We start from the raw sequence: 22,561 nt of genomic DNA on the forward strand, positions 1-22,561 counted from the left end.
ATGAAAAGTAAGCCCCTTAAATCGAACTTAATATTAGTCAGACCACGGATCTATATTAATGACAACATTTCTCTGGGGCCGGGGAAGATTGACCTTTTAAGAGCAATTGATGGTTTTCACTCTCTCTCGGCGGCAGCTAAAGATTTGGGGATACCTTATAAAAGAGCATGGCTCTTAATTGACACTTTGAATAAGGGAATTGGTCAGCCAGTTGTAATCACTTCCACTGGTGGTAACAAAGGTGGTGGGACAGTTCTGACGCCATTGGGGCGTAGCCTGCTGACCTGGTATGACCAGGCCGAGGCCCACCTCAATGAGCAATCTCAGCAACAGTTAATTGAACTTGAAAAGATACTTTTTGGAAAATGACAGAGGTCTTTATTATCCATCGGGAAAATAGAGCGACAGCAAAGCATGAAGGGGGCTAATGCCCCCTTTATTGTTACTTCGCCATATCTTCCAGCAGGTCAATACCGACAGGCTCTTCGCTCTGTAGCGCTGTTAATGCAATGCGTTCTGCATACTGCTCTTCCACATCAGATATGAGAGGGAGCTCGCGGTTCGCCCTGGTCTTCAGGAAAGGTGAAGACGGTTCAGCTGCCGCCAGGCTGTTATTAACAACCCATGCCCACGGCTCAATGCCAGCGCGACGCAAATCCTGCTGCAGGTTTGCTGCTTCCAGTACAGGTGTCGTTTCGGCAAGCGTCACGATAATCACTTTTGTCTTCTCCGGGTCCTGCAATTGCATCATTGGCGTCATCACATGGTCATGTGTTTGCCCCATCTGGCGCACCATTTCCCGGTGATAGGCTCCAGTTGCATCCAGTAGCAGAAGCGTGTGACCCGTTGGCGCGGTGTCCATAATGACAAAATGGTCGTCGGCCTCTTTGATGATCCGCGAGAATGCCTGGAAGACGGCGATCTCTTCAGTACATGGCGAGCGGAGATCTTCCTCCAGCACCGCCAGTCCTTCTGCATCTAACCCTTTGCCCTGGTTTTCCAGTACAAAACGGCGATAACGCTCTGTCTCTACCTTCGGGTCGATACGGCTAACCTGAAGATTTGGCAGCGAACCATCCAGCGTGTAAGACAGATGTGCCGCCGGGTCGGATGTAGTCAGGTGGACCTTATGACCACGCTTCGCCAGCGATACCGCGACCGATGCTGCAATGGTCGTTTTACCTACACCGCCTTTACCCATCGTCATGACCAGCCCTTTGCCTGTCTGGCTCAGTTCATCAACCAGTGAAGCAAGTTTCGGTAAATCCAGAGCATTCAGCGTGGTAGCAGGAAGAGCCGGTGCGGCGTTGCTCTGGGTAAATAGCTCCCGCAGGGCTTCCAGACCGACCAGGTTAAATGGCTTCAGATACAGCTGTGAGCGGGGAAGATTAGCCAGATTATCAGGCATTGCCTGTAATGCTTTTTCTTCCCGAGCCAGAATACTTTGCGCCAGTGGATCATTTTCACCCGCAAACGGCGGCAGCACACCATTAATGGCAAGGTGCTGATGCTGCAAACCGATAACAGACAGCTCATCGTGCGTATGGGAAACCTCTTTCAGTGTTGAAGCCTGGGCACGGGCAACCAGCACTAAGCGCGTGAGTGCTGCATCAGACAGCGCTTTAACCGCATCAGAGTACTGGTGCTGTTGTTTCTCCAGTCCTACCAGAGGTCCGAGGTTTGCAGCGGCATCAGGGTTCGCTTCGAGATAACCGCTCCAGGCTCCCGGCAGTTCAAGCATGCGGATGGTGTGGCCGGTTGGCGCGGTATCAAATACGATATGGTCATATTTTTCCCGCAGCTCATGATTGGTGAGCAGACCAGTAAACTCATCAAACGCAGCGATTTCCGTGGTACATGAACCTGAAAGCTGCTCTTCAATGCTGCTGACTACATCGGCTGGCATCAACCCGCGAACCGGGTCGAGCACGCGGTCACGATAAGCTTGCGCTGCAGCCATCGGATCAACTTCCATCGCGGCTAGGTTTTCTACGGTGGTGATATCGGTGATTCGGTGGCCGATAGTCTGGCTAAATACCTGGCCGACATTGGAAGCCGGATCGGTACTCACCAGAAGCGTTCTCTTACCCTGATCGGCCAGCCATACCGCAGTAGCACAGGCCAGAGATGTTTTACCCACGCCTCCTTTACCGGTGAAGAAGATGAACGGGGGAATGTCTTTTAAAAATGGCATATTCATCGGTGATATTTCCTCTGGAATTAAGGCATACGTGGAATGCTGCAGCAGCGTGGTTGCGTGCTGTCTTCACTCCAGTCCTGAGTCAGCGGAATACCTGCCCAACGGGCGATATCTTCACGGGTCGGGAGTTTTCCTGCCATTACGAGTTTGCCGTCAAGCAAGGTGACAGGGAGGGATTCCATTCCTGATGTGTTCAGAAACTCTTTGATGACAGGGGTATTCAGGAACTGCTGCGGGTTTTTCGCAAGGCTGTAGCGCTGAATATCAACGCCATTCTTTTTCGCCCATTCGGCGCTGGCGTTCCATTTGACTGCTTCGTCGCTGACCACAACGCTACTGGTTGCGCAGCAACCTGCTGCTTCAAAGATCTCAATTTTTGACATGGACTGTTTACCTCAGTGTTTAGTCATTTGGCTTTACACTGAGGTAAACGAAGGTAATGGGAAAAAGATGTGCGCTTAATTCATTTTTTTGTGGCAGCAGACGGGAGACGTGTCATCCGCCTCAATCTGACAAAGTTCTGTCATCGTTTCTTTCAGGTGCTTTCTGGCCCGAAGAAGACGGGATTTAAACGCCGTAAGCGTGATTCCCAGTTCATCGGCCAGAGACTGCTGGGGACGCCGGTTAAGGTCGGACTCTTCAATCAACCACCGCTCATCTTCGGGTAAAGCCTGTAATGTTTCAGGCAGGCAAATATCCAGCGTTGAGATTGCATCAGGGGATGCGTCTGTTAATGGGGCATCTTCTTCCAGCTCAACAAACTCCCTGGTGGTGCGGTACTCATCAATCAGTAGATTCCTCGCCGCCCGATATAGCCAGGCTCGTGGATTCTCCATCTCGCAGAAACTGTCTGAATGAGCGCGGGCACGCAGGAATAGCTCCTGCAGCAGGTCTGCTGCTTTTTCGCTATCACCTGTCTTCGATGTCAGGAAGCGAGAGAGTTCGGCTTCATGTTGTCGCCAGAACACGCTCATGCAGTTGTTGAATGCCGTTACATCACTCATACCAGCCCTCAGATTTTGCTCTGATTAACCCGCCGGGAAAGTTCTTCTGCAGACTCTTTTCGTTCGCTGTAGCGATCGACGAGATAAGCTGAGCTACCTCTGGTCAGCAGAGTAAATTTCACCAGTTCTTCCATCACATCCACGATGCGATCGTAATAAGACGACGGCTTCATGCGTCCATCTTCATCAAACTCCTGCCAGGCTTTTGCCACAGAGGACTGATTCGGGATGGTGATCATCCGCATCCAACGGCCAAGAATGCGCATCTGGTTTACGGCGTTGAAAGACTGGGAGCCACCGCAGACCTGCATGACGGCAAGCGTCTTCCCCTGCGACGGGCGAACGGCCCCTTCCGATAGAGGTATCCAGTCGATTTGAGCCTTCATTATGCCGGTCATTGCACCATGGCGTTCAGGTGAGCACCACACCATGCCTTCGGCCCAACGAACCAGCTCACGCAACTCCATGACTTTGGGATGCGAATCTGGTGCATCATCAGGAAGAGGCAAACCAGAGGGATTGAAGATCCGCACCTCTGCACCCATCGCAGTCAGCAGTCTTGCTGCTTCTTCCGTTGCTAATCGGCTGTAAGAGCGTTCACGTACAGATCCGTACAGCATCAGGATACGAGGAGGATGGGGAATGGCAGGAATACCGAATCTTGCCTCTGTGATTGAGGTGTCAAACAAACCTGAATCAACATTCTTAAGATCGCCTGTCATTTTACTTCTCCGTCTTCTGGGGCAGGGTGAGGCAGTCGTCAGTCCCTGAGCAGCATTCTTCTGTCAGGAAGGTAATGAGAGCCTCAAGGTTCTCATATCGAGCATGGCAATAGAGCGTTCTACCCTTGCGCTCCTGGCGTACCAGAGAGACTGATATCAGCGATGAGAGATGATGGCTCAACGTAGACGCAGGGATTTCGAGCCGCTTCTGCAGTTCGCCAACCGGTAACCCCTCATGCCCGGCTTTAACCAGCTCTCTGTAAACGCTAAGGCGCGTGGGATGACCCAGCTCTTTCAGGGTATCTGCTGCTTTTGAAAGCTCCACTTGCATTTCATTTCTATATTTCTGGAAAAATGGAAATATAGCGTATTATTTGGAGGTTTCCAAGGCCTCACCAATCGATATAAGTGGTTAGAAGTCAGCGGGGTAAAGATTTTAAAAACAATTTTTCTTTGATTAACAATTAGTTTTGGCTACATCCAAAGGACCGTTCTTCCCTGCTGTAATCTTTGGTGCGTTCTTTCGCAAAATAACTTAACCGAAACGTCAGTTGATCATAAACCTCGTTGCAACCAGCGGAATTAACGTCCAGGTAATAAAGTGGATTATCGGGAAAGCGGGCTAGCGTCCAGTGCTCTGGGCAGTGACTAAGCTGTAAAGCACTCAACCAGGCCTCTCGTATCAGAGACGCCAGGCCCGTCCCGTCTTCTTTGTAACTCCCCAGTCCATTGAACGTATCGTTATTCACGAACAACACCATGTGGTAATGCGATTTCTGATTAATCTCACCTACCTCCCGAACCCAGGCATCGCGAAGGTGGCATGGATATGTTCGTTTACCCTGCTTCAACTTACTTCTGTAGCGCGCTGCAATCTTTGCATCAAGGGATTCAATGAATCGAGATATCAGACCCTGCCGGTTAGTGGGAATATCGTCAGGAAGACGCAGATCTACCCGAACTGCCATCGTGCGTGCGTGCTCTGTAGTCGCGTTATCTATAACGCGTAGAATACGCTGCAGGTAAGTAGTGTTGAATGGTGCATGCCGTCTATCGAGACAGATATTGTCAAACATATAATTTTCCTTGGGTAATGAATTACGGGCAGGGCAAAGCCTTACCCGTAATGGGCTGTTAAAGGGATTAAGGATTTAAAGGGTGATACCAGCCATTAAGGCTGTCGTGTATGAGTGAGCGTATAGGGTGTGGTGCTGGGGTAGTATTGTTTATATATCAGTTGGTTAATCAATTAATATTACCAACCCGTCGTGGAGTACTAATGCTCAATCCACCAGCACCAGTGGCAGGGTGATGGAAAGTGATTGATTTTTACTCCGAAGTTATATCCCCGCATATAATAACTTTCTGGTGTACCAATCAATCCCATGATTGCCTGGTACGTATCGCTAAATTCGTATCTCCCGACTGTATATCCCTTTTCTACATTGAGGGCAGCACTTCTCACCGCCATATGACAGGCCGCACATGGTACATTGCCATTGTGTGGTCGTGATGACCGGTGGGAGTTGTGCCAGAAGGCGCTGTAGCTTAGCCACTGCTGAAGGCTTTCCATTGACGGGGGCCAGATAGGGGCATTGCAGCAGTGCTTCTGGTTGTCCCTGAAGTATGTCGTGTTCGAACCAGGGCGGTGACGTTATGGTGGGGGGATGGAAAATCAACGGGCACTGGCAGTGATGGCAGAACCACTCTTCATCGCCTGAATTCAGTTGGCTGACAGCGAAAATCTCACCGGTTTTACGCTGTGCAATATAGCATTTTGGTATCAGCATTATCCGTCCCTCACATCGGCTGGGTGGCACGAATGTAACCGTCAGTCAGCGTCTTCAGTCCCCGGTATGCCCGCTGTTTTACTGCCAACCATTGCGTCAGCGTGTCAGGCAGTGGCAGATGCAGCGCATACCATTCCTCCATATCCTTACCTGTTGCCAGCTCACACCAGCACAGCAGGGTCAGCGCTTGGCGCATACCGGGCTGTACATTAAGCCGGAATAACATCTGTAACTGGTCTGCCAGCCGACTTTTCCCCAGTCGATAACATTCGCTAAGCAGCACACCGGGCAGAAGGGCATAATCGGTGTGTTTAGTCAGACCGGGGGCGGCAGTACATGATCCCAGTCGACCGGTGCGGGTGACCGGCAGCAGACACTGTGGAATGACGACTTCTGTTACGCTACTGCCTGGCATCGGGCAGGCGGTTATCGCCAGCCTGTGCCACTGCGAGATGTGCTGCTGGCATAAACCATGGAACAGACTGACGCGGGTAAAATCATCCAGCCAGACCTGGTAATGGTTGAGTAAGGGTGAATTGTTCATTTCTGATATTCCTTAAATGAGTAACTGACATGCAGCCGTAAGACTCCGCAAGAGGCGGATACGAGATGACGCACTGGTTTTGGGTTAACGAACGGGAAGGGGTTTAGCGCTGAGGACGGGATGCATCAATACGGGCCTGCAGCCAGGCTTCGACTTCGCTTTGCAACCAGCGTGAACTTCGTCCAAGTTTGATGGGTTTTGGATAGAGGCCATCCTTGATGAGTCGGTAAATCCATTTATCACTGACCCCCAGCAGGCGGGTGATAAAAGCCATATCGACGAACTGGTCTTCAGACAGGGAAGGTTTACTGGTCATGGTTTGATTCTCCGGTAGCTGAATGGGTACCGGAGTCGGGTGATTAAACGTTGCTGCCCGCTCCGGCATAGCAACCGGTGCTGCTGTAAAAAACTAACTAAACTTCCTCGGTCTGCCCTGCCTGGCTGGCGAAGGAATGTCGTTGTATCCCCAGATTGGTAATCCGTATTTCTGGTCTTCTTTTGCCAGATAGCTGGCTATACGTCTCAGGCTGTCGATGGCTTCGTTGTTGTGATATTCAACAACATTGTTAATATTGTCCTGATGATATTCCTGTGGCCTGCATCTCTGGTATTTGCCCTCACCATGGGTAATCTGTTGCCACAGCACTCCCGCCTGTAAAATAAATGGGAATGATTTCTGATGCTCCTGACCATTAAGATAAAAAATCGCATGGGCATGTACCTCTCCTTCTGATGTCCATTCCAGCACCCAGAAACAACCGATAACGCCTGGAAGGTTCATCATCGCCTGAGTGAGCTCTCTGAGATCATCCTGTATTTCTGCGGAGGAATTACGAATGAACCGGCTGGTACCTCGCTGGTAATCAAAATCCATTCGAAATGCCAGTATCTTAGCGTGACATGCTAGGAGCTGATTAAGATGGTGATTAATCAGATTCAGCAGGAAATCATCGGGAGTGATTTTTTTAAAGTGTGGGTAATGTCTTTTCATTGTGCTGTTCCTTTAGTTGAGTTCAAAGGAACAGCGGGTGCTGTTTTTTTTGCACTGTCGCAGGACGTGTTACCTGCCTGCCATATTCAATTTGTTACTGTCAGTAATGTGGCCTCCCCAGGAGGGACAGTAGTTATATACACGATAAACGTGAAGATACATGCCGGGATGGCAGCACAGACCAGGTCTGGTGAGACTGAGAGGGCACGAGTAATCTGAAGCCTGAGGTATCACGAGTATATGCTGAGATCCACTTCCCTATAATACCAATTAACCTTAATTATTAATTTCCAGACAAACAGTCCCTTGCTGATAGCCAGCATGCATTACATCTCTTTTTCAGATGCCGGGCCTGATAAGGCGTCTTTTATCGGGTTCCTGGATGTGCTGGCCTTATAATTTTCAGTAAGCATCGGGAGGTGTTTATCATGCTTCCTGCTTAAATATAGTAACCGGTAATGACGTAAAGTTTAGCGGCGTGACCACATTCGTTGACGTAAGGCGTTGCATCAATAATCAGTACTGAGCCAGCATTGCATTGCTGTCTCACCCATCCGTGTGTGTGGCAGGAGAAAGGAATCGTTTTACCTCTGCGTAGCAGGCGTTTTCAGTGGTTTTCTATGCGCCAAATCACAGATTCATCGCCTTATTTATTCGTTGTTATTTCAATGTTGTATAGTTTTTATATCCTTATTTTGTTTAAAAAACGAGCTGAAAATAAAGAAAATGAGTGGTGAAATCCTGTCGCGCGAAGTGTTGAATGAAAGATTGAATGCGTATTATTCTTCTTTTCTGTCCAGATACGGCATCAGAATCATGCCATCAGATCCTTTTGATAAACCCGAAAATTACATTGCCTACATTAAAAAACATCGCGAGGATATTGCTGGCACCCGGACAGCCCTGGAACTTAACGAATTAATCGGGAATATGATCATAAGATCTAAAAGAGAACTGATAGCGACAGAGAGAATATCATGGATAGGTAGCAGTGAAAGGGCCTGTCTTTTTACATGGTATCAGCTCATGATATTTATCAGGGAGAATCAAAACTCAGTTTTACAGAAGCTTTATAGTAAAAATAAACTTGTTATCCGGGATGATTACTTACAAACTCAATGTTTTCCCTCTGATTCAAGAGCTCAGATCATTCAGACCCTGAAAATCATAGACTTACTCTCGGATGAAGAATTAATTCATATCTGGCTGGAGAGAGTAAAATCAGAATGGATAAAAGCCTTTAAAAGCCGGAGTCCATTCAGTTACCTCAGGCCGGAGAACAGTGATGACTGCATCTGGACCTGGCAGTATCTGAAGGACAGAAATATTGCCTGTGGTGAGCTTATTGATTTTCCTGATTCTGCTGATATTTATCACGCAATATTTCTCTCGTTTGATGTCTGGATAACCAGACTTATGACTTCCGATGAAGATGTTAAAACTTTCAGACAAACATTTAACAAGAAAAAAGCCAGCCGGAAATATAAAAAATCACAGGAGGAAAACATTAATATTCAGTTTTATCTCGATGTTAACACAAGAGAGAAACTCAGGGCGTTGTCGAGATCAAGGCGTCTGAATAATGGTGAAATGCTGAAGGAACTCATACTTGAAGAATACCAGAGGTACAAAAAGGTAAAGTTCTGACCTTAACGCGGCAGTACTCATCCTGTCGGGATCAGTCAGCATATTCACAACGTGAGGTCTGATACCGACATGTTGTTGTAGACGAGTCGTATATTAATTGCCCGCATTCCAAAAATTTTCAGACAGATATTATCTCCGTGAATCTCCCCGCATCCTTCTCAGATCGCGGGGCTTTTTGTTTTTCACGCTGAGACTTCCGTATGCAAAAATCTGACGGCCTTCAGGCCATTGAGAAACCCCTGGCTTCTCTGCCCCACGCTATCCGCAGCCACATTCTTGAACGCCTTCGCAGTCTTACCCGGTACGAGCCTGTGATAGGCATTATGGGCAAAACGGGGGCCGGTAAATCCAGCCTCTGCAATGCCCTGTTTCAGGGGGAAGTCACGCCAGTCAGCGACGTGAATGCCTGTACCCGCGACGCGCTGCGCTTCAGACTCCGCAATGGCAGTCACAGCCTGATGATGGTCGATTTACCCGGTGTGGGTGAAAGCGCGCAACGCGACGAGGAATATACCGCACTGTACCGCCGCATCCTGCCTGAACTGGACCTAGTACTGTGGGTAATCAAAGCTGATGATCGCGCACTGTCGGTGGATGAGCATTTTTATCGAAAGGTCATGCTGGCGTACCAGCATCGGGTACTGTTCGTCATCAATCAGGCTGACAAGGCCGAACCCTGCCACACATGGGATCTCGCCGACAACACGCCTTCTCCGGACCAGCAGCTGACAATTGAGGCGAAACGACGCGCTGTACAGCACCTGTTCCTGCCACATCATCCTGTCTGTGTGGTGTCAGCCAGAACCGGGTGGGGGATGGACACAATGGTGGAGACCATGATGTGCTGCCTGCCTGACCGGGCCTCCAGCCCGCTGGCAACACAGCTGCACGGTAAGCTCTGCACGGCACCGGTAAAAAAGCAGGCCCGTGATGGTTTCGGTAGTGCGGTGGGGGACGTGTTTGATATGGCAGCGTCCTCCTCTTTTCTTCCTGCCTCCGTGCGAGCGGTGATCCGCACGGTGCGGGACGCTGTGGTGTCGGTGGCCCGTGCCGTCTGGGACTGGATTTTCTTCTGAAACCGGACTTTATCCTCCTCCGCTCATCCGTGGGCATGAGCCTCATTCACAGACCCACTTCTTTTAATCAGAACACTCGTTGCTCCCGCTTCGTGGCACCGGATACCTGAGTCCCTGTTCTGTCACACATTTTCTCCGAAAGGGATGACAACTTTCACCCTTATTAATAGAATGTAACGATCGATATCTATTTTATCGATCGTTATTATCGATCGATAAATAAATCCATCCGCTCAGCCTGCAGTGCGATATGGTCACCGCTGCGGGTGCTGACTGCGGATTTTCTGAAATGGCTAAGGAATGAAAATGAAAAGAAGGTTTGCAGTTTTTGCGCTGGTTTTCAGCGTCAGTCTCAGTACCGCGGCCCAGGAACGTACCGATATTCCGGCGAATACCATCTGGTCGTTTAAGGACCCCGGCGGTCGAGTGTTATGGGATGTCTGTGGCGGAAAACACAGCACCTGCACCATCGTGCTGGCGGCAACGAACAGGGTGGCCATTGTTAATCGTAAATCCACTAACGGCTGCGCCCTGGGGGATTTTTACGTGGTGGGCAAACCCGAAAAAGCCTGGAACCAGTACGACACGGGGACCTGCAGTAGCAATGCTTACTTCAGTCAGGGGACCATGAACAACGGGCAGTACCGGACTATTGATGTCCGTCTCAACGGGGAACTGGTAAAACGATTCCCGGTGGAATACTGGTCGCTGGTGAAATCCTTTTCGGGTAGCAACCGGCCAAAATGGAAGGACAAAACGACAGACAGATAAGAGCGTTGATGAAGTGAACTAAGGTCGCCCGGGTTCCCGGAGCGCTTCAGCGCGCCCTGACGGATGCCCCTCCCTCTGATGTTAATGAAAGGAAATCACTTATGCGTTTATCTCACACCTCTCTGGCGGTGGTTATGCTGGCCTCAGCCTCCGTTGTACAGGCCGTCCCCAATATGTGGAGCAGCGGATTCGCCCAGGGCGTGACCGAATACATCATCACCAGTCCGGAGAAGGTGGTCTTCAATCTTAACTGCACCACCAGCCCTGATGAGCAGAATGTGCTGCAGCACAGCGTATACCTGACCCTGCCCGACGGTACCTTGCTGAATTCTCACGATGACGGAACCGACATCACCGTGGTGATGAATGACAGCCAGTATCCGTTACCGTCATCCCTGGGCTGGAGGAATGGCGATAATGCCTGGGTGTCATTTATTGACGCGCTGGGTCAGTCGTCTAATTTCGATGTTTATGTCAACAATAACAAAGTTGGCTCCTTCAGCTCGGGTCTAAAGAATACGCAAAAAGAGCTGTCTGACCTCAGTGAGTGCCGGACCACACACTACAGCGATTAATTACTCACGTTTCAGACCTCTCCAGCCCGCTACGTACCAACACCAGATAGCAACAGGCCATGCTCCTTCGGGAACATGGCCTTTTTTGTTTTTATTTCATTATCAGATAAGGAGTTAGCCATGCGATTAGCCAGCCGCTTTGGCCGTATTAACCAGATACGCCGTGACCGGCCTCTGACCCACGAAGAGCTGATGAGTCATGTCCCCAGCGTGTTCGGGAGTGACAAGCATGAATCTCGTTCAGACCGTTATACCTACATCCCGACCATCACCATCCTCGAAAGCCTGCAGCGTGAAGGCTTTGAGCCGTTCTTTGCCTGCCAGACAAAGGTTCGTGACCTGAGTAAGCGGGAGCACACCAAACACATGCTGCGCCTGCGTCGTGCCGGGCAATTGAGTGGGCATCAGGTGCCGGAAATTATTCTACTTAATAGCCATGACGGGTCATCAAGCTACCAGATGCTACCAGGGCTGTTTCGTGGTGTCTGCACCAACGGTCTGGTCTGCGGTCAGTCATTTGGAGAAGTGCGGGTACCGCATAAAGGGAATGTTGTTGAGAAGGTGATTGAAGGGGCTTACGAAGTGCTCGGCGTATTTGACCGGGTAGAGGAGAAACGCGATGCAATGCAGTCACTGGCGTTGCCAGCTCCGGCCCGTCACGCGCTGGCGAATGCCGCACTGAAGTATCGCTTTGGTGAGGATCACCAGCCGGTCACGGTATCGCAGTTGCTGACCCCTCGTCGTCGGGAAGACTACAGCGATGACCTGTGGACCGTCTATCAGCGGGTACAGGAGAACCTGATGAAAGGGGGATTGTCAGGGCGAACCGCTCAGGGGAAAAGCAGCCGCACCCGGGCCGTTACCGGTATTGATGGCGATGTGAAGCTCAACCGCGCTCTTTGGGTTATGGCAGAAAACATGCTCGAGTTTTTCGGGTGCTAAATAACAGTTCCGGCATAAGGAGATAGTTTAATGGATACACAACACCCTCAGTTCGCTGAGCAGACAGCAATTACTGCTTCAGTGGTCCCTGACGAGTTACGCACCGGCTTCTGGCCGAAGCACTTTGGCTCCATCCAGCAATGGATAACCCTTGAGCCCCGAATCTTTGCCTGGATGGACCGCCTGTGTGCCGATTACCACGGTGGTATCTGGAACTTTTTGACGCTCAGTAACGGCGGTGCTTTTATGGCTCCTGAGTCAGAGCACGATGAAAAGTGGGCATTGTTTAACAACATGAATGGCAACGGTGCGGAACTTACTCCTGAAGCGGCAGGGATAGTCGCCTGCCTGATGGCATACAGCCACCACGCCTGTCGTACCGAGTGTGACGCGATGACCGAGCATTATTATCGCTTACGTGACTTCGCGTTGAACCATCCAGAGCGCAGTGCCATTATGCCTCTCATCAACTGAGGAATGCCGAACATGAATACCGCATTATCCCCGGTGTCATCGCAGCCTGAACTCTTTCCGCTGACGGTTATAGCCCAGCATGGTTGCCTGCTCCCAGCGACTTCCGGATTGACACCCTATGCCCAACGGACCATTCGCCGCGCTATCAACCTGCTGGATAAATATCTGCACCAGCCCGGCATATCTTTTACCTCAAGCACTGCAGCACGTGACTGGCTTCGGTTACAGCTGGCAGGACAAGAACGGGAAGTGTTTATGGTTCTCTATCTCGATAATCAGCATCGTTTACTGGAGAGCGAAATGCTATTTGCTGGTTCGATCAACCATGTCCAGGTCCATCCCCGTGAGGTAGTGAAGTCAGCGCTTCGCTTCAATGCTGCAGCTGTCGTACTGGCGCATAACCATCCATCCGGCGATCCGGAGCCTAGCAAAGCCGATCGCCATATGACTGACAAACTGAAGGAGGTGCTGGGATTGGTTGATGTGAAAACGCTCGATCATCTGGTTGTCGGTCAGGATGGCATTGTGTCGTTTGCGGAGCGAGGCTGGATATGAAAATCATCAGTAAGCGCCAGGCCATGGCTCTATATCGGCAACATCCTGGCTCCCGACTGTTTCGCTTCTGTACCGGTAAATATAAATGGTCTGGCAGTATCTGCCATTATGCTGGCCGGGAAGTTCAGGACATACGCGGCGTTCTGGCCGTGTTTGCTGAGCGCCGTCATGATCGCAATGGTCCCTATGTCATTCTTCGAAGCGTCACTCTCAATTAATCCTTCCCTTTAATCAGGAACAATAATGAGCATTCACTCAGACTCCGGTACCAAGCCGGAGAATCCAGCCAGCCAGCCGTGGGGACTTAAACGCGCTATTACACCCTGTTTTGGAGCTCGTCTGGTACAGGAAGGCAGCCGGGTGCATTTTCTCGCTGACCGCGCCGGGTTTAATGGTGCTTTCAGCGACGAGGATGCGTTGAGCCTCGACCAGGCGTTTCCATTAATACTCAAACAACTGGAACTAATGCTCATCAGTGGCGAGCTCAATCCCCGCTATCAACACAGCGTCATGCTTTACCACAACGGACTCACCTGCGAAGCCGATACGCTTGGTAGTTGTGGCTACGTATACATCGCCGTTTATCCCACTCAACGTTAATTATTTTCACGAGAGAAAAAATGAAATTTCTACCTGCAACAAATATGCGGGCGGCGAAGCCATGCCTGACGCCCGTGACTATCTGGCAAATGTTACTTACTCGTCTGCTTGAACAGCACTATGGTCTGATGCTAAGCGACACACCTTTTAATGATGAAACCGTTATAAAGGAGCATATCGATGCCGGTATCACTCTGGCTAATGCCGTTAACTTTCTGGTAGAGAAATATGAGTTAGTTCGTATCGATCGCAATGGATTTACCTCTCAGGTACAAGCACCATATTTGACTGCGACAGACATTCTTCAAGCCAGGAAAGCGTGCGGGCTGATGAGCCGGTGTTCTTACAGGGAGGTAAGTAATATTGTTCTTAGCCGATCACGGTTGTGAGGGGATGGAAATCTGCAAAGGTTTCCACGATACGTGAAGAATTTGATGAGATTAACGACTCGATGAAAGTCTCATCGAGTCGCATGAAAAACAAGGTGGGGGCACAAAAGGGGGCATTTATAAAGATGAAACAAGAAAATATATATATTTATCAAAGAGAATATGCGGTGTGTTATGTTCCTATTATCCCATCAAATCAAGCAGTTAATCTCTGGTTTACCTATTGTCACACCAAGAGAATGTTCCCATGTAACTGCTGATGTAAGTAAGTTTCCTCAACAAAGATCAACTTACTCCTCTGCCAAAATCCCCGGATAGAGCTTCGTCCACGATACTGCATCAAGTTGCAGGTTTAGTTGTCCATTTTCTCCAGGCTCGCTTTTTCACCACAGTGCATGGCCAGGTGCATATTTTACTGCATCATTGACGGCTTTCATCCGTATTTTGTGCAAAACAGGTGTCACAGAGCAGCAATAACGCCATACAGATTAACTTTTTCATGCTTATCCCTGTTACGTTTTTGGTCCAGTAACCGTGGCGGATAAAGGAGTGGTGAGTTCACACAACCCAAACGGGGTCATTTGCTGGACTTATCGTACTGCCTGACAGCATAAAAATGGAGCATGGGCCTGGTTAAAATAACGCGCTGTTTTATAGATGCGTGCCACAGGTTGAGACGATTCTCAGGGAAGGTACAAGGCGCTGTGTTTTGAAACGCAGCGCTGAATTGCGAAGTCCATCACAATCCTGAACACAACTTAACAGGTTAACCGGTTAAGTTGCTTTGAGCAGTTGATCGCGTAATCAGGTGCAGGTATCGTAAGCCTACGAAATAAAATTAATGACAACAGAAACTGGCCAAACGATGAAAGCAACAGTACAGTCAGCGAAATATCAGGTGATAAAGTCGGCATTGTTAGATGAAATCAGGAATGGCGTTTTTAAACCTGGCGAGAAATTCTATAGCGAATCAGAATTAAAAGAGCGCTACTCTGTCAGTTCTGCCACTGTAATTCGTGCTATTCACGAAATGGTCAATGAAGGTTATTTAATTCGCTATCAGGGTAAAGGGACTTTTGTTTCAAAAGCCAAGCGCAATGAGACGATTATTTTCTCAGAATCAGATAATGATTTAAAAGGGATACAGTCGGTTAAAGTCATTGACTGTGTTCTGGAAGATGACCCAAGCATTAAAGAAAAACTCGGATTGGGCCAGGAAGAAAGATATTACCGTATTGCCCGGTTGAAATTTGACAGTAACATACCTTATGCGTTGCAAATTTCCCATATACCGGCCCGCTATTTTTCCAGTAAGTTGACAGTGAAAAATTCGGCACTCAGTTCTATCTATGAGGCCTTTAAGGTTAACAATGGTCTTGATATGTATACGATGCCCTATCGACAGACGATCTGCGCTCCGAGTGTGGCCGCGCCAGAGGTGCTGGAGGCTCTTAAGCTTGGAACTCATCAGCCCGTTATCTTGATGAAGCGCTTTACCTTTGATGAGCAAGGTCTGGTCATTGAATATATTGAAACCTGGAAACGACTCGAGTCATTTTATATTGAAATAAGAACGCCAGATAAGGGAGCAGGATGAATCAACTATTATTAATCTCTCATGGGAGATTCGCCAGCGGTGCCAGACAAGCCACTGAATTGATTCTCGGAGTGCAGCCTAACCTCCATGTTGTTGAGTTAGAGGGTGAGAAAGGGATAACGATATTTAAACAGGAGCTTTTCGATAAAATAGCCTCGCTCAACGCAATAGACTCAAAAATTATTATTCTCTCTGATTTAAAAAGTGGCTCACCGTATAACTCGGTGATGGAAATTATTGTCCGTAACGACCTCTGGGATAACGTTACTCTATTGTCAGGGATGAATTTAAATTTAATTCTTGAAATAGCAATGACCATCGATGAACAACATAATTCAGCCTCGCTGAATGAAATAATAACCACGGCGCGTGATGGTATTTACCATTTACAGCAAGCGGCGCTTACCGCGCCAACAGACGATGGAGACGAGTAAAAAATGGAGCATATTGCAGTCTGGCAGATAGCGTTACTGACGCTCTATTCAGGGCTGGCGATTTACGATGGCAATAACACCACGCTAGGGTTAGTCAAACCAAGCATGGCCGGTTTTTTTGCCGGGCTCATTATGGGCGATATGACCACAGGTCTTATCGTCGGCGGCACCCTGAATCTGCTGGTACTGGGCGTCGGTAACTTCGGCGGCGCATCCATCCCGGACTACATGACCGGCGCGGTGCTGGGTACCACTTTCGCCATCATTAGCGGCCAGGGGGCGGCGTTTGGCGCCACCATCGCGGTGCCAATTGGCCTCTTAATGGTGCAGTTGGATATTCTCGCCCGCTTCACTAACACCTTTATTCACCATAAGGCAGATGCGCTGATTGAGGCAGGGCAGGTGAAGGCGGCGGCAAGAATGAACCTGCTGGGCCAGGTGCCGATTTCGCTGTCTCGTATGCTGCCGGTGCTGCTGGCGCTGATCCTCGGGGCCACCTTCGTTAATGACGTGGTGACCTGGATCCCGGAATCCATTATGAACGGTTTGAAAGTGGCTGGCGGAGTACTGCCTGCACTGGGGATCGCCATCCTGCTGCGTTATTTACCGATTAAAAAGAACATCTCTTTCCTGATTCTGGGCTTCTTTTTGGCGGCCTATCTGAAAGTGCCGGTATTGGGTGCCGCGCTACTGGGTCTGGCGATTGCGCTCTATGTCTTCAATTCAGAAAAGCAGGCTGCGCAACCTACCGAATCCCCTGCAAATGGAGCAATGGGTGATGAATAAAGTCTTAAAACGCGTGTTCTGGCGCTGGTTCTTGTTCGGTCAGTCTGGCTGGAACTACGAAAAAATGCAGGGCCTGGGCTATCTGTATAGCATCTACCCGTTCCTTGAGAAGAAGTATACAAAGCCTGAAGAGCAGAAAGAGGCCGCTAGGGTACATAGCCAGTTCTTTAATACCAATAACACCATGGCGCCGGGGATCCTCGGGGTGAATATCGCGCTGGAAGAACAGACCGGGCTCGCGGGTAAAGATGCGGTTGCCGGGATTAAAACTGGCCTGATGGGGCCGCTGGCGGGCATCGGCGACACGCTGTTCTTTGTCATTCCGACCACGATCATTGGCTCTGTGGCCTCTTACCTCGCGCTGCAAGGCAATCCGGTAGGACTTATCCTCTGGCTGCTGTTTTCTCTGGTCCGCATGCTGTTTATGCGCTTTAGCATCAGCAAAGGGTATCAGGAAGGGGTAAACCTGCTGGGGTCGCTGACCAACAGCCTCAACAAAATTACCCGCGCCGCTAATATTCTTGGGCTGACGGTCATCGGGGCGTTGATTCCCGCGGTAGTGAAGGCAAATCTCAATTTCGAATTCAGCTATGGCGAGGTGTCGCTCAAGTTACAGGATATTGCCAACCAGATTATGCCGGGGCTTATCCCCCTGCTGGTCGTGGCATTCACCTACTGGCTGCTGGGGCTAAAAAAGATGAACTCAACGCGGGTCATTTTTGTGCTGATCGCGTTAGGCATCGTTGGCTACAACCTGAATATTCTCGGTTAAGTAACACATTGATTTAAGGAAGTTATTATGAAAGGCATTGTTCACATCCGCGTCGATGACCGACTGATTCACGGCCAGGTGGCTACCCGTTGGGTAAGCCATTTCAACGCCAACCGCATTATGGTGATCGACGATGCCGTGGCCGCGAATGACGTTGAGAAAATGCTGCTTCGTAGCGCCGCGCCGGAAGGCTGTAACACCTCCATTCTTTCTTTTGAGAAAGCCAGCGCAAATATCCTCGCCGGTAACTATGACGGCCAGCGTGTGCTGGTACTGCTGAAAACACCAGAGCTGGCGCTAAAGCTGGTGAACTGTGGCATCGCGGTCACCCAACTCAACATCGGTAATATGTCGAACAAAGACGATCGCCGACAGATTAAGCGCTCGGTCAGCGTCAATGATGTTGAGATTGCCGCCATCAATACCCTGTTGGCAAAAGGTGTGGCGGTTACGGCGCAGATGACGCCGGAAGAGTCGAATACCAGTATCACCGAGTTTTTAAAAGCCGATAAGGGATAAGGAATGTCGCCACATCAGCAGCAGTATTATCAGCACGTGTTAGCGACTCTGGACCAGGTATTTCAGACCCAGAGTACCGCTATTGAGGAGGCCGCGGCGTTATTCGCCGGGTGCGTCAAAGCCAATGGCATTATTCACGGTTTTGGCTCCGGCCACTCGTTTGCCGCTGCAGTCGAACTTGCCGGTCGCGCTGGCGGTCTGGTTAACACCAAAGCTATCGACCAGTTCTATGGCCCAACCGGCTGGTTCGATTCGCTTAAGGGGATTGGCGATGTTTTCTCCGGGTTACTGGATCTGCGTGAGTCAGACTGCTTTGTGATTATCTCCAACTCCGGCACCAAGCCGCTGCACGTTGAACTGGCGCGCAAGGTGAAAGAGCAGGGACTGAAGCTGGTGGTTATCACCAGCAACAACGGTGAATCGCCGTCAACCCGCGAAAGCATTCGTGACTTTGCCGATGTTGTGCTCGATAACGCCTGCCCGGCGGGTGACTGCACGCTGAGCATGAATAACGACAATATTATGACTGGTCCGGTGTCATCGCTATCTGCGGCCTTCATCATTAATAACGTGGTGATCCGCTGCATCGAAATACTGCTGGAGCAGGGCATTGCACCGCCGGTGATGCGCAGCATCAATCTGCCGGGCGGCAAAGAATACAACGATTCACTGATGCGCCAGTACAAAGAGCGCGTGTTTACGCTCTAGGAGGAAATCATGAAAGACACTCTATCGACGCGCAGCGCATCGCTATCCTTTCCTGCCCTTACTCTCGACGCCTGTCGCGACGAACTGATAGTGTGCGCGCATCGCATTACGCGCAATATCGCGGTATATGGCGAGAAGTTCCCCTCCGCCTGCACCCAGAATAACCGCTATGTGCTGAAAGAGAACAACGACTGGACCAACGGTTTCTGGACCGGAATGCAGGCTATCGCCTGGGAGTTCAGCGGTGAAACGGCGAATCTTGAGGGCGTTGAACGTAACGTGGCGAGTTTCAAGGCGCGTCTGGCGGCGCACCATGTTCTGGATCACCACGATATCGGCTTCCTCTACAGCCTGTCAGCGGTTGCCTACTGGAAGCTGACGACGCGCGACGAGTTAACGCCGCTTATCCTGGCAGCAGCAGACCTGCTGGTGAACCGTTTTCACGATAGCGCGGGTTTTATTCAAGCCTGGGGGACGCTTAACGATCCGCAGGAGTATCGCCTTATCATCGATTCCCTGATTAATCTCCCCTTGCTGCACGTGGCGGCGCGGATCAGCGGTGAGTCACGTTACCGTGAGGTAGCGGAGCGCCACTATGCGGCGGTTATCAATAATATCTTTCGCGAAGACGGCTCCACCTTCCATACCTTCTATTTTGATCCGAAGAGCGGAGCCCCTTCGCACGGGAAAACCTTCCAGGGCTATAGCGATCACTCCTGCTGGGCGCGCGGTCAGGCGTGGGCAATCCTCGGGATCCCTCTTCACTGGTCAGCAACCGGAGAAACCGACCACTATGCGCTGTGGCAGCAGGCCTGCGACTACTTCTTCCGCCATCTACCCGAAGACGGCGTTCCCGCCTGGGATTTACTGCTCGCCGGGGATCCGGATGCGCCAAAAGACAGTTCGGCGCTGGCGATCGCCATCTGCGGCCTGCTGGAAGCGCACAAACACTTCCCGGATGCTGGCTACGAGAAACTGGCGCGTCAATTGTTACAGGCACTCATGACTGGTGCTTCTGCTCAGGGTGATGACGCCTGCGAAGGATTACTCAAACACGGTGTTTACGCGTATGCCCTCGGTAAAGGCATTGATGAATGTACTCTCTGGGGAGATTACTTTTATATGGAAGCGTTATACCGAATCTACCAACCGCAATGGTCAGGATACTGGTTATGACAATGATTGATAGTTATCTGGATATTGTCCAAAAAAAACTTAATAACATCGCCCAACAGCAAAGCCATAAAATCACCGTCGCCGCCGAAAAACTGGCAAAGGTAATTAACCAAGGCGGCGTGATTTATATTTTCGGGTGTGGTCACTCCCATATATTTGCTGAGGATGTATTTTATCGCGCCGGTGGTATTGCCCCCGTCCGCCCTATATTTATCGAGCCATTAATGTTGCATGAGGGCGCGGCGGCTTCATCGTATTATGAAAAACAGAATGACTATATTGCCGAGTATCTTGAAAAATATGACCTGACGGATAAAGACGCATTAATTATTATCTCTACGTCCGGGATTAATCCAGCCCCGGTAGATGCGGCGCTTTGGGCGAAACAGTGTGGTGCATTTACCTTGGCGCTGACCAGTTTCCTGTATGCTGAAACCCAGCCGTCGAAGCACAAAGCCGGCCTTAAACTGCGGGATTGCGTAGAGATGGCAATAGACAACGAGGTGCCGATTGGGGACGCGGTGCTGTCGATCCCCGGTCACGCAACACCGTTTGCGCCGGTGTCGTCAATGACTGGACTCTTTATTATGCACACCCTGTTTGCCGAAGTTATCGCGAACCTTGGGCGCGAAGAAAAATGTCTACCGGTATTTTTAAGCGGGAATATTGCTAACGCTGCTCAGCATAATGAAAGACTGCTGGAGAAATACGGCACACAAATTCCGGAACTCACGAATAATAATGATTTTAAATAAGTAGTACATCCCTCACCCTACAAAATAGAGTTTAATAAGGTATATAATAATGACAAGTCATAAACTCAGAATATCTCTGTGTGCACCGCTGTTGCTTTTTATTACCCCCCATGCCTTTGCGGAAGAGGAAACCGATTATGAAGCGCCTTCTCAGTTTGAGAAAGCGTTTTATGATGAAGGCAAATTAAACCTCAATACCTCGTTATATATTCGTCACCGTGCAGTGAAAAACCCGAATTCCGGGAAATACGGACTCGGTCCGGCCGGGATCCAAAACCAGACCGGGAACGTTGCGATTAGCTACATTTCTGGCTATTACAAGGATGTGATTGGTTTTGACTTCTGGGGCAATGCCAACATCAAACTCGGACATACCGTCGGACAGTCTGAAATTCTCTATTACGATTATGAATGCGGCCAGACAGGTGAGTTCAGCCCGTGTGAAAAGTCCTACATGAGCGTGTCGGTTGCGGCGCTGAAGCTGAATCTTGGCGAGGAAGGCACAAACTTTAAGCTGGCGGCGGGCTATACCCCTATCAATTCCGGTACCGTCAAAAGCAGTTGGGGACTTAACCCTCACGCGTTCCGTGGCTTTGACAGTGCCTTAACCCTCGACAAGCTGAAACTGACCTATGCCTGGGCTGACCGCTTCAAGAACGACTGGAGTCGTAATTTTAAACCGATGACCACGACCTGGCACCAGAATAACGCCGATGGTCTTAATGACAACGGCACTACCATCAAGGCCGGTAAGATCATCGATTACATTCATACGGTGGGAGTGGTCTACAACTTCAGCAATACCGTTCTCGATGTGGGATATGGTGAAGGTAAAGACTATCGCCGCAACTGGCAGGCGCTGGTTGAACGTAACGACACCCTGGCGGAAGACGTCTCACTACAAAGTAAGCTCTTCTACCAGGGGGCGCGCTATATCGAAGAGTTGTCGAAGATTAAGGATCCTTCGACGGAATACTACGTAGGGATTGGTTTTAACCTGAGCCACAACAACACCGTATGGTCTCTCGGTTACAGCCAGAACTACGCGCCAAATACCGGAGATTACAACTTCCGTTTAACCCCGTGGGCGAACTCAGATAAGCGTGACTATCAGCCGACGCTGTCGCAACTTGAAGATTTCAACGTGTCGGGTGCCCGAGCGATCCGTGTGGGAGTGAGCTATAACTTCGCTGACTTTAATTTGCCGGAACTGACCCTCGGCGGTGCCGGAACCTACGGCTGGCACGTCGTCACCGATGTCAGCAAGACCGGATCGGCGAGAAAGTATGACGGGAAGATGACGTCGTTCGACCTCTCCGCACGCTATCAGGTGACCGACGGTATCGCAAAAGGGCTCTCCTTTACCCTTCTACCGGCGCTGTTCCGCGCGACGGACAGTAACTATAAAACCGACCGTAACGACGTGAAGTTTATCGTCGGTTACAGCATGAAGATATTTTGAGGTTATCCCGTCTGAATAGCTAATATCTATTATCCAGGTGACGCTCACATTGCAAGAGACAGGTCTGCGGTG

The 22,561-nt window shown here is 50.0% G+C and carries 30 protein-coding genes; 20 read left to right on the plus strand and 10 right to left on the minus strand.

Features of this window, described 5'->3' with window-relative positions; genetic code table 11:
• The gene (locus tag QQZ17_RS20000; RefSeq protein WP_020839048.1) at positions 1-369 is read left to right on the plus strand and encodes a winged helix-turn-helix domain-containing protein; all 369 of its coding nucleotides are present in this window, start codon (positions 1-3) and stop codon (positions 367-369) included.
• Between the two features lie 73 nt (positions 370-442).
• On the opposite strand, the gene arsA is transcribed toward QQZ17_RS20000, so the two are convergent.
• The 10 genes from arsA to QQZ17_RS20050 form a co-directional block, all read right to left on the minus strand.
• Positions 443-2,200, minus strand: coding sequence for an arsenical pump-driving ATPase (gene arsA, locus QQZ17_RS20005; protein WP_088376533.1), 1,758 nt, complete (start codon positions 2,198-2,200; stop codon positions 443-445).
• Between the two features lie 20 nt (positions 2,201-2,220).
• Complete coding sequence (locus QQZ17_RS20010) at positions 2,221-2,583, minus strand: arsenic metallochaperone ArsD family protein (protein ID WP_020839050.1); 363 nt, start codon at positions 2,581-2,583, stop codon at positions 2,221-2,223.
• A 75-nt stretch (positions 2,584-2,658) separates the two neighbouring features.
• The gene (locus QQZ17_RS20015) at positions 2,659-3,204 is read right to left on the minus strand and encodes a sigma-70 family RNA polymerase sigma factor (protein ID WP_152405767.1); all 546 of its coding nucleotides are present in this window, start codon (positions 3,202-3,204) and stop codon (positions 2,659-2,661) included.
• An 8-nt stretch (positions 3,205-3,212) separates the two neighbouring features.
• Complete coding sequence (arsH, locus tag QQZ17_RS20020) at positions 3,213-3,926, minus strand: arsenical resistance protein ArsH (RefSeq protein WP_152405766.1); 714 nt, start codon at positions 3,924-3,926, stop codon at positions 3,213-3,215.
• Between the two features lies 1 nt (position 3,927).
• Positions 3,928-4,251 (minus strand): ArsR/SmtB family transcription factor, encoded by a 324-nt coding sequence (locus QQZ17_RS20025; RefSeq protein WP_152405765.1) that lies wholly within the window; start codon positions 4,249-4,251, stop codon positions 3,928-3,930.
• A gap of 139 nt (positions 4,252-4,390) precedes the next feature.
• The gene (locus tag QQZ17_RS20030; RefSeq protein WP_152405764.1) at positions 4,391-5,002 is read right to left on the minus strand and encodes an inovirus Gp2 family protein; all 612 of its coding nucleotides are present in this window, start codon (positions 5,000-5,002) and stop codon (positions 4,391-4,393) included.
• 330 nt (positions 5,003-5,332) lie between these two features.
• The gene (locus QQZ17_RS20035; protein ID WP_152405763.1) at positions 5,333-5,716 is read right to left on the minus strand and encodes a putative zinc ribbon protein; all 384 of its coding nucleotides are present in this window, start codon (positions 5,714-5,716) and stop codon (positions 5,333-5,335) included.
• Positions 5,717-5,726: 10 nt separating this feature from the next.
• Positions 5,727-6,260, minus strand: a complete 534-nt coding sequence (locus QQZ17_RS20040) for a secretoglobin family protein (RefSeq protein ID WP_152405762.1) — start codon at positions 6,258-6,260, stop codon at positions 5,727-5,729.
• Between the two features lie 103 nt (positions 6,261-6,363).
• Positions 6,364-6,576, minus strand: coding sequence for a helix-turn-helix transcriptional regulator (locus QQZ17_RS20045; protein ID WP_152405761.1), 213 nt, complete (start codon positions 6,574-6,576; stop codon positions 6,364-6,366).
• A 93-nt stretch (positions 6,577-6,669) separates the two neighbouring features.
• Positions 6,670-7,251 carry a rolling circle replication-associated protein gene (locus QQZ17_RS20050; RefSeq protein WP_152405760.1) on the minus strand — a complete coding sequence of 194 codons (582 nt, stop codon included), beginning with the start codon at positions 7,249-7,251 and terminating at the stop codon, positions 6,670-6,672.
• Positions 7,252-7,977: 726 nt separating this feature from the next.
• On the opposite strand from QQZ17_RS20050, the gene QQZ17_RS20055 reads away from it, so the two are divergent.
• From QQZ17_RS20055 to QQZ17_RS20145, 19 genes are all read left to right on the plus strand, one after another.
• Complete coding sequence (locus QQZ17_RS20055) at positions 7,978-8,898, plus strand: hypothetical protein (protein WP_152405759.1); 921 nt, start codon at positions 7,978-7,980, stop codon at positions 8,896-8,898.
• A 200-nt stretch (positions 8,899-9,098) separates the two neighbouring features.
• Positions 9,099-9,974 (plus strand): GTPase family protein, encoded by an 876-nt coding sequence (locus tag QQZ17_RS20060; RefSeq protein ID WP_152405758.1) that lies wholly within the window; start codon positions 9,099-9,101, stop codon positions 9,972-9,974.
• A gap of 306 nt (positions 9,975-10,280) precedes the next feature.
• Complete coding sequence (locus QQZ17_RS20065; protein WP_152405757.1) at positions 10,281-10,745, plus strand: hypothetical protein; 465 nt, start codon at positions 10,281-10,283, stop codon at positions 10,743-10,745.
• Positions 10,746-10,846: 101 nt separating this feature from the next.
• Positions 10,847-11,320: a hypothetical protein gene (locus QQZ17_RS20070; protein WP_187696639.1), complete on the plus strand. Its 474-nt coding sequence runs from the start codon at positions 10,847-10,849 to the stop codon at positions 11,318-11,320.
• Between the two features lie 120 nt (positions 11,321-11,440).
• Positions 11,441-12,262: a DUF932 domain-containing protein gene (locus tag QQZ17_RS20075; protein WP_152405756.1), complete on the plus strand. Its 822-nt coding sequence runs from the start codon at positions 11,441-11,443 to the stop codon at positions 12,260-12,262.
• Between the two features lie 30 nt (positions 12,263-12,292).
• Entirely contained in the window at positions 12,293-12,736 is a 444-nt protein-coding gene (locus QQZ17_RS20080; protein WP_152405755.1) for an antirestriction protein, read from the plus strand.
• A gap of 12 nt (positions 12,737-12,748) precedes the next feature.
• Positions 12,749-13,291, plus strand: coding sequence for a RadC family protein (gene radC, locus QQZ17_RS20085; RefSeq protein ID WP_152405754.1), 543 nt, complete (start codon positions 12,749-12,751; stop codon positions 13,289-13,291).
• On the plus strand, positions 13,288-13,509 hold the full coding sequence (locus QQZ17_RS20090) for a DUF987 domain-containing protein (protein ID WP_057101182.1): 222 nt from the start codon (positions 13,288-13,290) through the stop codon (positions 13,507-13,509). Before radC ends, QQZ17_RS20090 begins: the two co-directional genes overlap by 4 nt.
• A gap of 25 nt (positions 13,510-13,534) precedes the next feature.
• Positions 13,535-13,891 (plus strand): type IV toxin-antitoxin system YeeU family antitoxin, encoded by a 357-nt coding sequence (locus QQZ17_RS20095; protein ID WP_057101183.1) that lies wholly within the window; start codon positions 13,535-13,537, stop codon positions 13,889-13,891.
• A gap of 20 nt (positions 13,892-13,911) precedes the next feature.
• Entirely contained in the window at positions 13,912-14,280 is a 369-nt protein-coding gene (locus QQZ17_RS20100) for a TA system toxin CbtA family protein (protein ID WP_152405753.1), read from the plus strand.
• An 841-nt stretch (positions 14,281-15,121) separates the two neighbouring features.
• Complete coding sequence (locus tag QQZ17_RS20105; protein WP_235922399.1) at positions 15,122-15,877, plus strand: GntR family transcriptional regulator; 756 nt, start codon at positions 15,122-15,124, stop codon at positions 15,875-15,877.
• Positions 15,874-16,311 (plus strand): PTS sugar transporter subunit IIA, encoded by a 438-nt coding sequence (locus QQZ17_RS20110; protein ID WP_152405751.1) that lies wholly within the window; start codon positions 15,874-15,876, stop codon positions 16,309-16,311. The genes QQZ17_RS20105 and QQZ17_RS20110 overlap by 4 nt, the downstream gene beginning before the upstream one ends.
• A gap of 3 nt (positions 16,312-16,314) precedes the next feature.
• A complete protein-coding gene (locus QQZ17_RS20115; protein WP_152405750.1) occupies positions 16,315-17,097 on the plus strand; it encodes a PTS mannose/fructose/sorbose/N-acetylgalactosamine transporter subunit IIC in 783 nt (260 codons plus the stop codon).
• Complete coding sequence (locus QQZ17_RS20120) at positions 17,090-17,869, plus strand: PTS system mannose/fructose/sorbose family transporter subunit IID (protein ID WP_152405749.1); 780 nt, start codon at positions 17,090-17,092, stop codon at positions 17,867-17,869. The genes QQZ17_RS20115 and QQZ17_RS20120 overlap by 8 nt, the downstream gene beginning before the upstream one ends.
• Positions 17,870-17,896: 27 nt before the next feature.
• On the plus strand, positions 17,897-18,388 hold the full coding sequence (locus QQZ17_RS20125; RefSeq protein WP_046475985.1) for a PTS system mannose/fructose/N-acetylgalactosamine-transporter subunit IIB: 492 nt from the start codon (positions 17,897-17,899) through the stop codon (positions 18,386-18,388).
• 3 nt (positions 18,389-18,391) lie between these two features.
• Positions 18,392-19,096: a sugar isomerase domain-containing protein gene (locus tag QQZ17_RS20130; protein ID WP_152405748.1), complete on the plus strand. Its 705-nt coding sequence runs from the start codon at positions 18,392-18,394 to the stop codon at positions 19,094-19,096.
• A 9-nt stretch (positions 19,097-19,105) separates the two neighbouring features.
• Positions 19,106-20,272: a glycoside hydrolase family 88 protein gene (locus QQZ17_RS20135; RefSeq protein WP_152405747.1), complete on the plus strand. Its 1,167-nt coding sequence runs from the start codon at positions 19,106-19,108 to the stop codon at positions 20,270-20,272.
• Positions 20,269-21,027, plus strand: a complete 759-nt coding sequence (locus tag QQZ17_RS20140) for an SIS domain-containing protein (protein ID WP_152405746.1) — start codon at positions 20,269-20,271, stop codon at positions 21,025-21,027. Before QQZ17_RS20135 ends, QQZ17_RS20140 begins: the two co-directional genes overlap by 4 nt.
• Before the next feature lie 49 nt (positions 21,028-21,076).
• A complete protein-coding gene (locus QQZ17_RS20145; RefSeq protein WP_152405745.1) occupies positions 21,077-22,489 on the plus strand; it encodes an OprD family outer membrane porin in 1,413 nt (470 codons plus the stop codon).
• Positions 22,490-22,561 lie beyond the last annotated feature (72 nt).

This window comes from Citrobacter sp. T1.2D-1, assembly GCF_950098555.1.
GTDB lineage: Bacteria > Pseudomonadota > Gammaproteobacteria > Enterobacterales > Enterobacteriaceae > Citrobacter_A > Citrobacter_A telavivensis.

What these genes read in the sequence shown, in the direction of transcription:
- QQZ17_RS20070 (WP_187696639.1), top strand. Translation starts at nt 10,847, where the DNA reads ATGCGTTTATCTCACACCTCTCTGGCGGTGGTTATGCTGGCCTCAGCC.
- QQZ17_RS20125 (WP_046475985.1), top strand. Translation starts at nt 17,897, where the DNA reads ATGAAAGGCATTGTTCACATCCGCGTCGATGACCGACTGATTCACGGC.
- QQZ17_RS20145 (WP_152405745.1), top strand. Translation starts at nt 21,077, where the DNA reads ATGACAAGTCATAAACTCAGAATATCTCTGTGTGCACCGCTGTTGCTT.
- QQZ17_RS20120 (WP_152405749.1), top strand. Translation starts at nt 17,090, where the DNA reads ATGAATAAAGTCTTAAAACGCGTGTTCTGGCGCTGGTTCTTGTTCGGT.
- arsH (WP_152405766.1), bottom strand. Translation starts at nt 3,926, where the DNA reads ATGACAGGCGATCTTAAGAATGTTGATTCAGGTTTGTTTGACACCTCA.
- QQZ17_RS20035 (WP_152405763.1), bottom strand. Translation starts at nt 5,716, where the DNA reads ATGCTGATACCAAAATGCTATATTGCACAGCGTAAAACCGGTGAGATT.
- QQZ17_RS20075 (WP_152405756.1), top strand. Translation starts at nt 11,441, where the DNA reads ATGCGATTAGCCAGCCGCTTTGGCCGTATTAACCAGATACGCCGTGAC.
- QQZ17_RS20105 (WP_235922399.1), top strand. Translation starts at nt 15,122, where the DNA reads ATGACAACAGAAACTGGCCAAACGATGAAAGCAACAGTACAGTCAGCG.
- QQZ17_RS20100 (WP_152405753.1), top strand. Translation starts at nt 13,912, where the DNA reads ATGAAATTTCTACCTGCAACAAATATGCGGGCGGCGAAGCCATGCCTG.
- QQZ17_RS20140 (WP_152405746.1), top strand. Translation starts at nt 20,269, where the DNA reads ATGACAATGATTGATAGTTATCTGGATATTGTCCAAAAAAAACTTAAT.
- QQZ17_RS20080 (WP_152405755.1), top strand. Translation starts at nt 12,293, where the DNA reads ATGGATACACAACACCCTCAGTTCGCTGAGCAGACAGCAATTACTGCT.
- radC (WP_152405754.1), top strand. Translation starts at nt 12,749, where the DNA reads ATGAATACCGCATTATCCCCGGTGTCATCGCAGCCTGAACTCTTTCCG.
- QQZ17_RS20130 (WP_152405748.1), top strand. Translation starts at nt 18,392, where the DNA reads ATGTCGCCACATCAGCAGCAGTATTATCAGCACGTGTTAGCGACTCTG.
- QQZ17_RS20115 (WP_152405750.1), top strand. Translation starts at nt 16,315, where the DNA reads ATGGAGCATATTGCAGTCTGGCAGATAGCGTTACTGACGCTCTATTCA.
- arsA (WP_088376533.1), bottom strand. Translation starts at nt 2,200, where the DNA reads ATGAATATGCCATTTTTAAAAGACATTCCCCCGTTCATCTTCTTCACC.
- QQZ17_RS20135 (WP_152405747.1), top strand. Translation starts at nt 19,106, where the DNA reads ATGAAAGACACTCTATCGACGCGCAGCGCATCGCTATCCTTTCCTGCC.
- QQZ17_RS20015 (WP_152405767.1), bottom strand. Translation starts at nt 3,204, where the DNA reads ATGAGTGATGTAACGGCATTCAACAACTGCATGAGCGTGTTCTGGCGA.
- QQZ17_RS20060 (WP_152405758.1), top strand. Translation starts at nt 9,099, where the DNA reads ATGCAAAAATCTGACGGCCTTCAGGCCATTGAGAAACCCCTGGCTTCT.
- QQZ17_RS20030 (WP_152405764.1), bottom strand. Translation starts at nt 5,002, where the DNA reads ATGTTTGACAATATCTGTCTCGATAGACGGCATGCACCATTCAACACT.
- QQZ17_RS20095 (WP_057101183.1), top strand. Translation starts at nt 13,535, where the DNA reads ATGAGCATTCACTCAGACTCCGGTACCAAGCCGGAGAATCCAGCCAGC.
- QQZ17_RS20090 (WP_057101182.1), top strand. Translation starts at nt 13,288, where the DNA reads ATGAAAATCATCAGTAAGCGCCAGGCCATGGCTCTATATCGGCAACAT.
- QQZ17_RS20000 (WP_020839048.1), top strand. Translation starts at nt 1, where the DNA reads ATGAAAAGTAAGCCCCTTAAATCGAACTTAATATTAGTCAGACCACGG.
- QQZ17_RS20110 (WP_152405751.1), top strand. Translation starts at nt 15,874, where the DNA reads ATGAATCAACTATTATTAATCTCTCATGGGAGATTCGCCAGCGGTGCC.
- QQZ17_RS20055 (WP_152405759.1), top strand. Translation starts at nt 7,978, where the DNA reads ATGAGTGGTGAAATCCTGTCGCGCGAAGTGTTGAATGAAAGATTGAAT.
- QQZ17_RS20010 (WP_020839050.1), bottom strand. Translation starts at nt 2,583, where the DNA reads ATGTCAAAAATTGAGATCTTTGAAGCAGCAGGTTGCTGCGCAACCAGT.
- QQZ17_RS20045 (WP_152405761.1), bottom strand. Translation starts at nt 6,576, where the DNA reads ATGACCAGTAAACCTTCCCTGTCTGAAGACCAGTTCGTCGATATGGCT.
- QQZ17_RS20050 (WP_152405760.1), bottom strand. Translation starts at nt 7,251, where the DNA reads ATGAAAAGACATTACCCACACTTTAAAAAAATCACTCCCGATGATTTC.
- QQZ17_RS20040 (WP_152405762.1), bottom strand. Translation starts at nt 6,260, where the DNA reads ATGAACAATTCACCCTTACTCAACCATTACCAGGTCTGGCTGGATGAT.
- QQZ17_RS20065 (WP_152405757.1), top strand. Translation starts at nt 10,281, where the DNA reads ATGAAAAGAAGGTTTGCAGTTTTTGCGCTGGTTTTCAGCGTCAGTCTC.